This window comes from Aequorivita sp. CRS11 (assembly GCF_059693805.1).
The window spans coordinates 1-13,758 of record NZ_JCATIG010000012.1 but is presented as its reverse complement, the minus strand read 5'-3'; the positions used below and the strand labels follow the sequence as shown (position 1 = coordinate 13,758).

Genomic DNA, 13,758 nt, shown 5'->3' with positions numbered 1-13,758 from the left:
TTTAAAGTTGTCAAGAATGGATTGTTAATATATTAATAATCAGATTTATAAAAATTTATCAACAGTAAAAAGTTGACAAAATTTGAATATTAAAATGATTTTTCGGAAATTTTTCACTATTGCAGACAGCTTAGTCTTAAATATATTTAAAGGAATGTGATAAAAGTCATTTTTTGACAGTCCGTATGGGTGCTATCTTTGTGCTGTGAAAAACATAATTCTCATACTCGTTTCGCTAATCATGTTCACAAGACCTTTGTGGCCCGTGGTGGAATATGTAGCAAATTATGAATACATAGTGAACGTGCTTTGTGAGAACAAAGACAAGCCCGAAATGCAATGTAACGGGAAATGCCATCTCACCAAAGAATTGGCAAAGGAAGCAGGGGCAGAGGATGACAATCCGTTCAATAATAAAACATCCAAGACTGAGATTCCGCAGTTTATTATTTCTGAAAATATCGCGGAATATAGTTTTGCCTCGGCCGACGAATTAATTTCAGTTGAAAATATCGGCTACAAGCCAAATTTGAATTCTTCCCTTTATATCTCAAAAATTCTACATCCGCCGCAGTTGGGATAATTTTCAGCAACGATTCTTTCTGAAATTTTTCTCGAAATAATTCAGGTAGATCCTTCTTTTAATTATCAAAACCTATTCAAAATGAAAGTATTTATACCTGTGTTCCCCATAAAGGGAATGCTTATGGGCTGGCTTTGGTTTGCGCTTATTTGCGGCTGTTTTACCACACAAGTCTATGCCCAGGAAACTCCGGCGGACAGTCTGAAATTAATTCAACTCAATGAGGTGGTGGTTATTTCCGCAGGCAGACAATTGGACCATCAAAAACAGCGCAAACCCCTGTCCACACTGGACGAGTTTTTGGAGTCTTCCCGCAGTATCAAAATGGTAAAGCGTGGCGCCTACGCCTGGGAGCCAACAATGAACGATATGGCCTCCGAACGTTTGGCAATAACCATAGACGGCATGCAGATATTTGGTGCGTGTACCGATAAAATGGATCCGATAACCTCCTATGTTGATGTTTCCAATCTTTCGGAGGCGGAAATAGGTTCGGGCCAGCAGGGCGCTGCATTTGGGAATACTATAGGCGGCGGTATCAATTTGAAATTGGACAAAAGCAATTTTAAATCAACCGGATGGACGGGTTCTTTGGAAAGTGCTTTTGAAACAAACAATGCCATGCGCGTTTTTGGGGGCGAGCTCAGTTATTCCGAAGAAAAATTCTATTTCAATGTGGATGGAATTTACCGCAAGGCTGACAATTACAAGGCCGGTGGCGATGAGGAAGTGAAATTTTCACAGTTTGAAAAGTATAACTTCTCAATAAATTCGGGCTATAAACTTGCCGAGGACAAAACAATTGCTGCTACCTTAATATATGATGAAGCAAACGATGTGGGCTATCCCGCCCTGACGATGGACGTTTCCTTGGCGCGTGCCGTGATTGCTTCGGTGAGTTTTAATCAGGATACGTTGTTTGGCAATTTCAGCAATTGGGAAACCAAGTTGTATTTCAATACCATAAAGCACGTAATGGACGATACCCAACGCCCCGACGTGCCGATACATATGGATATGCCTGGCTGGAGCGAGACCGCTGGGTTTTACACACAGGCAAAACTCAACAAAGAAAAACATCACTTCTTTTTTAAGTGGGATGGATTTTACAACAAAAGCTACGCTGAAATGACCATGTATCCAACCAACAGCAACGAGCCGTTGATGTTTATGCTTACGTGGCCCGATGTGCGTACCAAAAATGTTGGTTTTTATGCCGAAGATCATATTCCGTTGAAAAATGCTTCTTTAAAACTTTCCACACGTTTGGCGTACCATTCCAATACGGTTGCCGATGACTTTGGGCTGAACAGTCTAAAAATTTTCTATCCCGAAATGGACAGGACCAATACCCTTTTCCTGAAAAGTTTTTCTGCCCAATATCACAAAATGCTGAGTGACTTTCATTTTATTGGCGGCCTTTCCTATGGCGAACGCGCGCCCTCGGTTTCGGAAGGGTATGGGTTCTATCTTTTCAACAGTTTTGATAATCACGATTATATTGGCGACCCGGGTTTGAACACTGAAGGTTCTGTTGATGCGAATCTTTCGGTAACCTATAAAAAACCAATTTTTGAGATTACCGCAGGAGCAAATTACTTCCATGTTTTCAATTATATAATCGGAATGGTTGATTCATCGCTCAGCACGATGACCATCGGTGCCGAGGGCGTGAAAATTTATACCAATCTTGATTATGCGCAGCTTTTTAATGCTTCGCTCTCGGGAAGGTATAGTATTTCGAACGCATTTAAATTAACCGGAAGGGTTTCATACCATCGAGGCGTGGATGATAAAGGTGAAAATTTGCCGCTCATCAGCCCACTTTCTTACCGAAGTGCCATCGATTTTTATAAAAACCAATTTTCCGCCTCGCTCTCAATTGATGGCGCTGGAGTGCAAACAAATTACAATCCAACTTATGGAGAAACCAAAAGTGCGGCTTATGCGACGCTTTCGGCAAGTTTTGGAAAACGCTTCTTCATAAATGACAATGACCTTTTCCTAAAAGCTGGGATTGAAAACATTTTTGATACTAATTACTCTACTTATACCGACTGGAACAACATTCCACGTATGGGAAGAAACTTTTACTTAACAATTTCTTATTCAATTAATTAATAAAATAAACAATTATGAAAACACTAAAATATATATTCGCAATTCTTTTTCTTTCAGCCACATTCGTAAGTTGTTCGGATGATGATGAAAACACGCCGGCAGAGATTAACCCTGTGGAAGGTTTAAACATGATTTACGAAATTCCGGCTACAGACCATACTGTGCAGATCTATTCGGAAAAACAAAATCTTGAAGTAGGTTACAACGAAATTTCCATTAGAATTAAAGACATGGCAAGTGATAAGTACGTTGCCAATGCCGCTCCAAGTTGGATGCCAATGATGCATATGGAAACGATGGAGCATTCCGCGCCACATAGTATGTTGACCAATACTGAAGAAAGCACAGTTTACAAAGGGCACGTTGTTTTCCAGATGGCCAGTAACGACACAGAATATTGGGAAATGATTCTTAATTATTCCCTAAATGGACAGCAAAAAGAAGAGACACTCCGTGTGTCTGTGTCACAACCAGCTGATGGATTGACTAAAACCCAGGTGTTTATGGGCACCGATGATACACGTTACGTTTTGGCATATGTTAACCCAAAAGAACCTAAGGTTGCCGTAAACGATCTGCAGGCCGTTCTTTATAAAATGGAGTCTATGATGAGTTTCCCAATGGTTGAAAACTATAAAATAACCGTGGATCCAAGAATGCCTGGAATGGGCAACCACAGCTCTCCAAATAATGAAGACCTGACCTATACTACAGCAACAAAAATGTATGACGGTAAGCTGTCACTGACCATGACTGGCTATTGGAAAATCAATTTGAAATTGATGAACAGCAGCGGTGAAACATTAAAAGGTGAAGACGTTACGGAGGCCAATCCAGAGAGCAGCCTTTATTTTGAGTTGGAATTTTAATTCTATTGTTTGTTTTATATTGTTTAAAGACTGTAGCGATACAGTCTTTATTTTTTTATATTTGGCGCGTGAACTGGAGATGGTACATACCTATATTATTATTAGCCCTTGCTTTTTTTGGAGTAAGCTTGGAGCAATCAACCCTGCCCAATCAGGAAATTGTTGTAGAATTTAATACAAATTCCGTAAGCGAAGTTGATGCCAAACAAGCTATTTCCAATATAACGAACCAATTAAGGTCTATAGGTGTTGATGACTTTCAAATATCTGAAATTCGAGACGGCAAACTAAGGGTAACCTACTACAGCGCGAAAGATATCGCGATTATCAAAAACTTGTTTGAGGGCCAAATTGACTTTCAGTTGGGCGAAACGGCTTTTGGAAGTAAAAATTCCTCAGAAATACCTTCCAAAGAATTCCCCAACACCTACAAAGTAAATGTTGTTAAAATCCAAAAAGATTCAAGGCTAGACTTGGGGCTTAAGGGTTTGCCCGTTGAAGTAAAATCTGCAACAGACCAATATTTAAACCCTATTGTGTCTTTGGGTGTACCCGAAGCCAATTTTACTTTTAAAAAATGTTTTGAAAACGTTGCTTTTAAAAACTATCGCAATGTTTCACTTTTAATAGACACTACTTCACACAAAATTCCAGAGGTAAGGGCGGGCCCTTTATCTTAAAACAAATCTTCACGATATTTTTTTTAAGGTGAAAAGTTTACACTTTGAAAAAATGGCTTTGGTCACTTTATTCCCAAAGCCACAAAACTAATTTTAAAATAACCCCTATAATTGTCAGATATTACAGCAAATCATATATTTGCCCGATTTTAAAAAAAATCTGACCAAAAAATATAAACATGCAAAACAAAGGACTGATTACCGTATTCGCTATCCTTTTTGGATTGGTGAGTATTTACCAGCTTTCATTTACGTTTGTTGCGAACAAAGTAGAAGACAGCGCCAAGGAATTTGCTAACAGCAAATTTTCTGAAAATGAACCACACGAGCGTGACGATGCTGAAGCACGTTACCTAGATTCTGTTGCTAACAATCCAGTATTTTTAGGAATAGACTACAAAACCGCCAAAGAGAAGGAACTTAACAAAGGACTTGACCTTAAAGGGGGAATTAACGTAATTCTTGAAGTTTCTGTAAAAGATATCCTTAAAGGACTTGCGAACAACACGAAAGACCCTGCATTTAACCAAGCTTTGGAGAATGCCAAGGAACTACAGAAGAATAGTCAGGATACTTATTTAGAGTCTTTCTTCAAGGCTTTTGAAGCGCTTCCGGGCGAGAATGAACTTGCTTCGCCAGATATTTTCTTCAACAAGAATTTGGAGGACGTGATCAATGTGGGGATGACCAACGATCAAGTAAAGCCAATCATTTCTAAGAAAATTGACGAATCCATTACTTCCGCTTTTGAAGTATTGAGAAAGCGTATTGATAAATTTGGAGTAACCCAGCCGAACATTCAGCGTTTGGGACAATCTGCAAGAATACTTGTAGAGCTTCCTGGGGCTAAAGATGTTGATAGGGTTAAAAAATTGCTTCAAAGTACTGCCCAATTAGAGTTCTGGGATGTATATAAATTTGAGGAAATAGCAGGTTTCCTTCAAGCTGCCGATACCAAAGCAGGTGAAATAGCAATGGCAAAGAACGCCTCAGAAACCGAAAAGATTACCGATACTACAAGCACTGTTGCCGATACCTCAAAAACTGAAGAAGATGATGTAAGCAAGCTTTTAGGTGGGCAAGATGTAAATGATTCTTTGGTAGATGATAATAAGGCAAACCCGATACTTTCAAAAATGGTTTCTTTGGGTAACCAAGGCAGCCCTGTAATTGCTACTTTCAGATTAAAGGATACTGCTGCTATCAACGGTTATTTCCGTAACCCACAAATAAAATCATTGTTACCAAATGAATTACGTTTTGCAAAATTTGTTTGGGGCTTGCCAGAAGTGGAACCACAGTCAAATGAAGAGGTGACCGCACTTTATGCTTTAAAGAGCAACCGCGACAATGTTCCGCCCCTTGGAGGAAGTGTGGTTGTAGATGCAAGACAGGAATACGACAATCTAAGTCGCGTGGTAGTTTCTATGCAAATGAACGGCCAGGGTGCCAAGGTTTGGGAACAAATGACCGGCAATGCCTATGAAAACCAAAGCCAGATTGCTATTGTACTGGACAATATTGTGTATTCAGCACCAGGTGTAACCTCTGGACCAATTGCTGGTGGACGTAGCCAGATTTCTGGAGACTTTACTGTAAACCAAGGTCAGGATTTAGCAAACGTATTGCGAGCCGGTAAGCTTCCTGCTTCGGCTGAGATTATTCAGGGTGAAGTAGTAGGTCCTACTTTGGGTCATGAAGCAATTAACAGTGGTGTTATGTCATTCGTAATTGCACTTTTTATTGTATTGCTATGGATGATTGGTTACTACGGAAAAGCTGGACTTTTTGCTGACGTAGCATTATTGGTGAACATTCTTTTCATCTTTGGAATTTTAGCAGGGCTAGGTGCCGTGCTTACGCTTCCTGGTATTGCAGGTATTGTATTGACTATTGGTATGTCAGTAGATGCGAACGTACTTATCTTTGAAAGAATAAAGGAGGAGCTTGCAAAAGGCAAAGCACAAAAGGATGCCATTAAAGATGGTTTCAATAATGCATTGTCTTCTATTCTCGATGCCAACATTACAACCGGTCTTACAGGTTTGATTCTCTTGGTGTTCGGAACGGGGCCTATTCAAGGTTTTGCAACTACCTTATTGATTGGTATTGCTACTGCATTGTTTACGGCAATCTTCATCACAAGATTGTTTATTGATAGCTATACCAAGAATGGTAAGCCGTTGCCGTGCTCTACTTCAATAACTAAAAACCTTTTCACAAACGTTCACGTTTCGTTCCTTAAAAAACGAAAAATGGCTTACGTAATTTCTGCCATCATGCTTTTGATAAGTGTTTCATCACTTTTCATAAATGGTCTTAACCAAGGTGTTGACTTTGTGGGTGGACGTACCTATACTGTGCGTTTTGACAAGGATGTGAATGCGCAGGAAATACAGGACAACCTTATTGCAACCTTTGGAAGTGCCGAGGCAAAAACCTATGGTGGCGATAACCAGTTGAAGATTACAACCAAATATAAAGTTGACGAAACCGGAACTGAGGTAGATGAAGAAATAGAACGCATGGTTTTTGAAACAGTTAAAAAGGATATGCCTGCAGATATGACTTATGAAGACTTTGTGGGAGACCGCGAAGGGAAAACCATAGGTAGAATGGAATATTATAAAGTGAGTCCAACCATTGCAGACGATATTAAGAAAGACTCTTTCTGGGCTGTATTCGGTTCGTTAGTTGTGGTTTTTCTATACATCCTGCTACGTTTTAGAAGATGGCAATTCAGTCTCGGTGCTGTTGTGGCGGTATTCCACGACGTACTTATCGTGCTGGGTGTGTTCTCGTTAACCTACAAGTTTATGCCTTTCAGCATGGAGATAGACCAAGCTTTTATCGCGGCGATACTAACCGTAATTGGTTACTCGCTAAACGATACAGTAATTGTATTTGACCGTATTCGTGAATACTTTGGCGAGCACCCAAGCTGGAAGATGAACCGCATTATAGATGTGGCGTTGAGCAGCACCTTAAGTAGAACGCTTAATACCTCTTTTACAACCCTTATCGTATTGTTGAGTATGTTCTTCCTTGGTGCGGAGTCCATCCGTGGCCTGTTGTTTGCAATCATCGTTGGTATTGTGGTGGGTACATACTCGTCATTGTTCATCGCTACCCCGGTAATGTATGATTCGATAAAACGCAAAAAAGTAGAAGACTTGATCGATAAAAAAGAAGAAGCAGATCCTGCTTTGGAAGCATAGTCTTCCATTCTTTAGAAGTAAAAAAAGACCTTTCCATTTTCGGAAGGGTCTTTTTTTTATTTAAAAAAGTAGCTTTTGCACAAAGCCCTCTTGTTTGTGTTAAGTGTTGTTTAATTGGTAGTTGAAAAGCGAATGCGATCGCCTGTCGCAAGTTGCCATGCTTCCGCAAGGCCTGCATTTACTTCCAATACATATTGAGATGCTGCTTCTGAAGGCAATGAGGTTTCATCAAAGGGTTTGGCATTCTTTTGTATGCTTACTATTTCCTTTTCAGCATTCAGATAAATAATATCTAGCGGTATTTTGGTATTTTTCATATAAAAGGAGCGGCGCTGCATATCGTTGAACACAAAGAGCATGCCTTGATCCTTGCCGAGTGAGTTACGGTACATAAGCCCCGTTTGGGTTTGGTATTCGTCATCGGCTACCTCAATATCTAACGAAGCGATAATGGAATCGTTTTCCGCCTTTAGAAGTTGGAGCTCGCCTTCTTTTTTGAAGGTGATTTCTTTGGTCAGATTTTTTTCTTCGGAAGAAGTATTGTCTTTACAATTATAAAATGAAAGGATGGAAGCAGCAATTACTGCGGGAAAAAGTACTTTTTTCATTTAAAGAAATATTTAATACATCACAAATTCACAAATACGTTATTTTCTGAACTTGTGTTTAATTTAATTCGACAATTGGTTTTTTTGAAGCTTTCCACATAATATAAATGCCAGCAATTATAAAAGGAACGCTCAGCCATTGTCCCGTTGAAAGCAATCCTAACACAGACTCAAAACCACCCTGGCTTTCCTTTACAAATTCCACAATAAAGCGAACCATAAACAGCAATATTAAAAAAACGCCGAAAATGTACCCTATTTGCTTTCTGCGCTCGGTTTTCCAATACAGATACCAGCACACCAAAAACACAATTACGTAACCCGCCGCCTCATAAAGCTGCGCTGGATGTCGAAAAGGGACGGAATTCAACAGTTCGGTAAATTGAGGATTATGCACAATAGCGTCATAAGCCTTGGCCGGATTTTGGATGCCGGTCGCCTGTGCGGCCTCCCGCTTATCGATGCCCTCGTGCACAAAACGGACGCCCAGTGGAAAATCGCCAGAAGGCTTCCCGATGATTTCAGAATTCATAAAATTGCCGATACGTACAAAAATACCGCCCGCGGCAACGGCAATTACTATGCGATCCATAATCCACAAAAACGGTTTTTTGATAACATTTTTTGTGTAATAATACATAGCAATTAAAATAGCGATAGCGGCACCGTGACTAGCCAAGCCTTGAAAGCCTGTAAACTCAAACTCCGGAACCGTGCTTATAGGCAGAAATACCGAAAGCGGGTCTTCCACAAAAAGTTCTGGCTGATAGAAAATAACATGGCCCAAACGCGCACCCACTAGTACGGCCACGACCATATAAATAAACAGACTGTCCAGTTTTTCCTGCGACAGTTTTTCGCGTTCGTAAATCTTTTTGGTAAGTATCCAACCCAGCGTAAATGCCACAACGAACATTAAACTGTAATAGCGGATCATAAAAAAACCAAGATCGATTCCTTCCGAAGGATTCCAGGTAAAACTTAAATAGTGCATAGTGGGAGTTTTATTAAGCTGCGTAAAGATACTAAAAGCGAAAAAGTATAAAGTACCATAGTTTTATTTCTTTTTTGGTGGAACGGGATCGTAACCAGAACCGCCCCACGGATTGCAGCTTGCAATACGCTTTGCGGCAAGCCAACCACCTTTTAACAAACCGTGTTGTTGCAACGCTTCTACAGCGTAATGCGAACAGGTAGGGGAGTAGCGGCAGGTATTGGGCGTAAAGGGTGAAATAAAATTTTGATATCCTTTTATCAATAAAACTAAAGGATATGTAAGTATTTTTTTCAAGCTTAAATATTAATTAAGTGAAAAGGTTGTCCCGTCTTTTCCGTCTTTCAGTTGAATTCCCTTTGCTGAAAGTTCGTCGCGAATTTTATCGCTCATCGCAAAATCTTTATTGGCACGGGCTTGGTTTCTTAATTGGATAAGTATTTCTACGGCAGCCGAAAGTTTTTCACCATCCTGTGAATTTTCTGAAACGCTATCTTCCAACCCTAAAACATCGAAAAGAAAATCGTCCATCGTTTGTTTCAGCAATTTTAAATCTTCTGTGGAAATAGTTTCTTTTTCCTCTTTGAGGGAATTTATAAATTTTACTGCTTCAAAAAGATGTGCTATTAATATTGGGCTGTTGAAATCGTCGTTCATTGCGTCGTAGCACGCTTTTCGCCAGTTTTCAATTTCTATACTACTTTTTTCCGAGGAAGTTATTTCATTCAACATTCTATACGCATCCAATAAACGGTTAAAGCCTTTTTCCGAAGCTTCCAAAGCATCGCTGCTAAAATCTAAAATGCTTCGGTAATGCGCCTGATACATAAAAAATTTAGTAACGGTTGGCGAGAACGGCTTGCTTAAAATATCGTTTTTACCAGTAAACATTTCGTCTGGAAGAATATAATTTCCAGTAGATTTCGACATTTTTTTACCGTTTAGCGTAAGCATATTGGCGTGCATCCAGTAATTAACCGGTGTAAGATGGTTACAGGCTTCGGCTTGTGCAATTTCGCATTCGTGGTGCGGAAATTTTAAATCCATTCCGCCGCCGTGGATATCAAACTGGTTGCCTAAATATTTTGTACTCATGGCAGTACACTCCAAATGCCAGCCGGGGAATCCGTCGCTCCAAGGTGAGGGCCAGCGCATAATGTGTTGAGGTTCGGCTTTTTTCCAAAGAGCAAAATCCTGCGGGTTTTTCTTATCGCTTTGGGCAGCCAGTTCGCGAGTGTTGGCAATCATATCTTCTAATTGTCTTCCGCTTAATTTTCCGTAATTATTTGTTTCGTTGAATTTTATAACATCAAAATAAACCGAGCCGTTTTTTTCGTATGCAAAACCTGCATCAATAATTTTTTCAACTATAGCAATTTGTTCGTAGATATGCCCAGTTGCGGTGGGTTCAATACTTGGTGGCAAAGCATTAAATTTCGCCATAATGGTATGAAAATCTACCGTATATTTTTGAACCACTTCCATAGGTTCCAATTGCTCGATTCGCGCTTTTTTAAGGATTGGATCATCGCCGCTCTCGCCATCGTTTTCTAAATGTCCTGCATCGGTAATATTCCGAACATAGCGCACTTTGTAGCCCAAATGTTTTAGATACCTAAAAACCAAATCAAACGAAAGAAAAGTTCGGCAGTTTCCTAAATGCACATTGCTATAAACGGTAGGACCGCAAACGTACATTCCTACTGCATCGTTATGTATTGGAGTGAATTTTTCTTTCTTTTTTGAAAGAGAATTGTATATAAAAAGTTCGTGCTGTTTCAATTTTTCGGGTTTCAGGTTACAGATTTTTCCTTTGGAATTGGCTTTTAAAACTCTGTGTCAAGTTTTATGTAATCCAAAAACTCCCTACGTGTTTCAACGTTTTTAAAAGCACCGCCAAATTCGCTAGTCACGGTACTGCTGTCAATATCCCGAATACCACGAGAATTGACGCAGAGGTGCTTGGCGTCAATAACACAGGCTACGTCTTCAGTGCCCAGAACCTGCTGTAATTCTTTCACTATTTGCATTGTAAGTCGTTCCTGGACTTGCGGCCTCTTAGCATAATAATCTACAATCCGGTTCATTTTTGAAAGTCCCACTACAGTGCCATTAGATATGTAGGCAATATGTGCTTTGCCAACGATTGGTAACAAATGGTGTTCGCAAGTGGAGTAGAGGGTAATGTTTTTTTCTACTAACATTTCTTGGTACTTGTATTTATTTTCAAAAGTAGAGGCTTTGGGTCTTCTGTCTGGATGAAGCCCGCCAAAAATTTCTTGTACAAACATTTTTGCCACGCGGGTAGGTGTTCCTTTTAAACTATCATCACTAAGATCGAGGCCTAATGTATGCATGATGTTTTGTACATCTTTTTTGATACTTGCAATTTTTTCAATATCACTTAGCTCAAAAGCATCGGTACGCATAGGGGTTTCGGTGGAACTGCCTATGTGGTCGTTTCCCATTGCTTCAATCTCTTTTAGTTGTTTTTCTAAATCCATCTAATAAATTATGTAATAAGCCTGCAAAGATACGCAATAGCATTTTGGTAGTGAAAAGTCGAAGTTCTTATTTTTAAGGCTTTAAACCAGCTATTTTCATAAAATTTTCTTAATTTTCGCAAAAAATTTATTCAAAGTACCATGAAAAAGCTCCTCACTTTAATTGCCTTACTACTTGTTTCCTTTGTTTATGCGCAGGAAAACAATAATATAGATTATAGCTCAACAATTTCAATGGAACCTTCTGAGGTTTCTTCTAGCGCACTTTTAAATTTTAAATTTTCAGATGCGAGTACGATTAAATATATAATAAGTCGTAATGATATTGATCTATCCACAAAAGAAATAAGCAAAAATGAAGGTCTTCAAATGGTTAAAGCTGATTTTTCTTTTTTGGAAAACGGAACCTATGAAATACGATTTTTGATCGACGAAGTGGAAGTGAAAAAAATTGCCTTCCGTAAAATATAGTTAGAAACCTACAATTTGAATTAACATCCCCTCAATGAAAAAGAAATTACTATTACTTGTACTCTCCTTAATTACATTGACCACTGCACAAGCGCAGGTTTGTGATATTTTGATCCCTATTTGTGACAGTCAAGATGGTCTGCAGAACAATGCTGTAGACCCTTCCCCAATAACTATTAATACGGGTTGCCAAACACTGCAAGGTACGCGTACTATCTGGTTTCGGTTAGCTATTATTCAAGCTACTAATTTTACCTTTCAAATTGAACCGACAGGGAATATAGATTACGATTTTGCGGTATGGGTAAATGCCGATTGTAATAATCTTGGCATTGCAGATAGAGCAAGTTATGATGCCCCGGCCGCGGGCGAATATGATACAGGATTAAACCTTACTGCAACCGATTTTTGTGAAACTGCAGTAGGTGATGGACAGGTTCAATTCTTGAGCTTGGTCCCTGGCGATGAAGTTATAATTGTTGTAGATAGGTTTAGTTCTACGGCAGATATTTTTAATTTAACTTTTGGAGACCCAGATGCTTTTGATTGTTCCATTGTACAAACTGTTGCCTGCGATGGAGATACTGAAATATTGGATGCTACTAATCCAAATGCACTAGGGTATCAATGGTTTTTTGAAAATCCTATAGGATCTGGAACTTTTTCTCCATTTGTACCAGCTGAAACCTCTCCAACCTTAGCTGTTACAACCACTGGCAATTACAAAGCCGAAATTTACTTGCCTTTAGGTGTTACTGACTCAGAATTTTTTGATGTAATTTTTTACCCTCAGCCCGTAATTGCAAGTCCTCCTCAAGACCTTTATATATGCGATGATGGTACAAGTCCGGGTATTTTCGATTTGACCGAAAATGATGATGACGTTCGGGGTACGCAGGATCCTTTATTTAATATTACCTATCACCATAGTCAATTAGAGGCTATGGACGGAACAAATCCTATTGTTCCTGCCAATGCTTACCCAATAGTTGGTTCCTCTGAAACCATTTGGGTTAGAATAGAAGAGCCAAATGCCACTTGTTATGCTATTGATTCTTTTGAAATTACTTTCGCGTCAGCTACGGCAACTGCTCCTCCAAGCCCTCATAGATTATGTGATATAGGTGGAAATGGTCAAGAACCCATAAATCTTAACACCACTTTTGACACTATAATTCTAAACGGACAAAATCCCTCGGAATATACTGTAACTTATCACGATAATCCCGCTGATGCTATTGCTGGTATTAATGCATTGCCACAACCTTATATAGTTACTGGTTCAATTTTTATTTTTGCCCGAGTACAGAACAATATTAGTTCTGGATGTTTTGCTACCACACAGTTTAATTTAATATTGGGACCCCAGCCGGTTGCTAACCCAGCGGTCGATCTTTACCAGTGCGACTACGGCACGACCGCGGGAGTCTTCAACCTGACGGACAACGACGCGAACATTTTGGGGGCGCAGGACCCTGCATTGTTCACGATAAAGTACTACCAGAGCTACCAGGACAGTTTTGACGATACGAACGAGATCTTGGGCGGCGTACATATTATTGTCCCCCCCTCGCCCCAGACCATTTATGCGCGGATCGAGGACAACAGCGGGAGCTGTTTCGACCTTACGGACTTCCGCATCTACTTCAGCCGCGCGATCGCTGGGATCGTTCCCGTGAACGCGAGCTACTGCGATTTTGACGGGGACGG

General features: G+C 39.8%; 12 protein-coding genes. 7 read left to right on the top strand and 5 right to left on the bottom strand.

Going from position 1 to position 13,758, the window contains the following annotated elements; all coding sequences use genetic code 11:
• Window positions 1–205 precede the first annotated feature (205 nt).
• The 5 genes from AC58DT_RS14735 (at window position 206) to secDF (ending at window position 7,471) form a co-directional block, all read left to right on the top strand.
• On the top strand, window positions 206–583 hold the full coding sequence (locus AC58DT_RS14735; protein WP_497217574.1) for a hypothetical protein: 378 nt from the start codon (window positions 206–208) through the stop codon (window positions 581–583).
• A gap of 81 nt (window positions 584–664) precedes the next feature.
• Entirely contained in the window at window positions 665–2,704 is a 2,040-nt protein-coding gene (locus AC58DT_RS14730; protein WP_497217573.1) for a TonB-dependent receptor plug domain-containing protein, read from the top strand.
• A 14-nt stretch (window positions 2,705–2,718) separates the two neighbouring features.
• Window positions 2,719–3,573, top strand: a complete 855-nt coding sequence (locus AC58DT_RS14725) for a hypothetical protein (protein ID WP_497217572.1) — start codon at window positions 2,719–2,721, stop codon at window positions 3,571–3,573.
• A 128-nt stretch (window positions 3,574–3,701) separates the two neighbouring features.
• Entirely contained in the window at window positions 3,702–4,253 is a 552-nt protein-coding gene (locus tag AC58DT_RS14720; RefSeq protein WP_497217571.1) for a hypothetical protein, read from the top strand.
• 179 nt (window positions 4,254–4,432) lie between these two features.
• Window positions 4,433–7,471 (top strand): protein translocase subunit SecDF, encoded by a 3,039-nt coding sequence (secDF, locus tag AC58DT_RS14715; RefSeq protein ID WP_497217570.1) that lies wholly within the window; start codon window positions 4,433–4,435, stop codon window positions 7,469–7,471.
• 110 nt (window positions 7,472–7,581) lie between these two features.
• Here secDF and AC58DT_RS14710 read toward each other — a convergent pair whose 3' ends face one another.
• The 5 genes from AC58DT_RS14710 to folE form a co-directional block, all read right to left on the bottom strand.
• A complete protein-coding gene (locus tag AC58DT_RS14710) occupies window positions 7,582–8,079 on the bottom strand; it encodes a DUF192 domain-containing protein (RefSeq protein ID WP_497217569.1) in 498 nt (165 codons plus the stop codon).
• Window positions 8,080–8,137: 58 nt separating this feature from the next.
• Complete coding sequence (lgt, locus tag AC58DT_RS14705; protein WP_497217568.1) at window positions 8,138–9,073, bottom strand: prolipoprotein diacylglyceryl transferase; 936 nt, start codon at window positions 9,071–9,073, stop codon at window positions 8,138–8,140.
• Window positions 9,074–9,136: 63 nt separating this feature from the next.
• Window positions 9,137–9,370 carry a membrane protein insertion efficiency factor YidD gene (yidD, locus tag AC58DT_RS14700; RefSeq protein WP_497217567.1) on the bottom strand — a complete coding sequence of 78 codons (234 nt, stop codon included), beginning with the start codon at window positions 9,368–9,370 and terminating at the stop codon, window positions 9,137–9,139.
• A 9-nt stretch (window positions 9,371–9,379) separates the two neighbouring features.
• The gene (gene cysS, locus AC58DT_RS14695; RefSeq protein WP_497217566.1) at window positions 9,380–10,855 is read right to left on the bottom strand and encodes a cysteine--tRNA ligase; all 1,476 of its coding nucleotides are present in this window, start codon (window positions 10,853–10,855) and stop codon (window positions 9,380–9,382) included.
• 44 nt (window positions 10,856–10,899) lie between these two features.
• Window positions 10,900–11,577 carry a GTP cyclohydrolase I FolE gene (gene folE, locus AC58DT_RS14690; protein WP_062623080.1) on the bottom strand — a complete coding sequence of 226 codons (678 nt, stop codon included), beginning with the start codon at window positions 11,575–11,577 and terminating at the stop codon, window positions 10,900–10,902.
• Window positions 11,578–11,718: 141 nt separating this feature from the next.
• On the opposite strand from folE, the gene AC58DT_RS14685 reads away from it, so the two are divergent.
• Window positions 11,719–12,048, top strand: coding sequence for a hypothetical protein (locus AC58DT_RS14685; RefSeq protein ID WP_497217565.1), 330 nt, complete (start codon window positions 11,719–11,721; stop codon window positions 12,046–12,048).
• Between the two features lie 34 nt (window positions 12,049–12,082).
• Window positions 12,083–13,758: FIDD domain-containing protein (locus tag AC58DT_RS14680; protein ID WP_497217564.1), on the top strand; the 1,676-nt coding region annotated here is incomplete at its 3' end.

What these genes read in the sequence shown, in the direction of transcription:
- AC58DT_RS14730 (WP_497217573.1), top strand. Translation starts at nt 665, where the DNA reads ATGAAAGTATTTATACCTGTGTTCCCCATAAAGGGAATGCTTATGGGC.
- AC58DT_RS14725 (WP_497217572.1), top strand. Translation starts at nt 2,719, where the DNA reads ATGAAAACACTAAAATATATATTCGCAATTCTTTTTCTTTCAGCCACA.
- secDF (WP_497217570.1), top strand. Translation starts at nt 4,433, where the DNA reads ATGCAAAACAAAGGACTGATTACCGTATTCGCTATCCTTTTTGGATTG.
- AC58DT_RS14710 (WP_497217569.1), bottom strand. Translation starts at nt 8,079, where the DNA reads ATGAAAAAAGTACTTTTTCCCGCAGTAATTGCTGCTTCCATCCTTTCA.
- lgt (WP_497217568.1), bottom strand. Translation starts at nt 9,073, where the DNA reads ATGCACTATTTAAGTTTTACCTGGAATCCTTCGGAAGGAATCGATCTT.
- folE (WP_062623080.1), bottom strand. Translation starts at nt 11,577, where the DNA reads ATGGATTTAGAAAAACAACTAAAAGAGATTGAAGCAATGGGAAACGAC.
- AC58DT_RS14685 (WP_497217565.1), top strand. Translation starts at nt 11,719, where the DNA reads ATGAAAAAGCTCCTCACTTTAATTGCCTTACTACTTGTTTCCTTTGTT.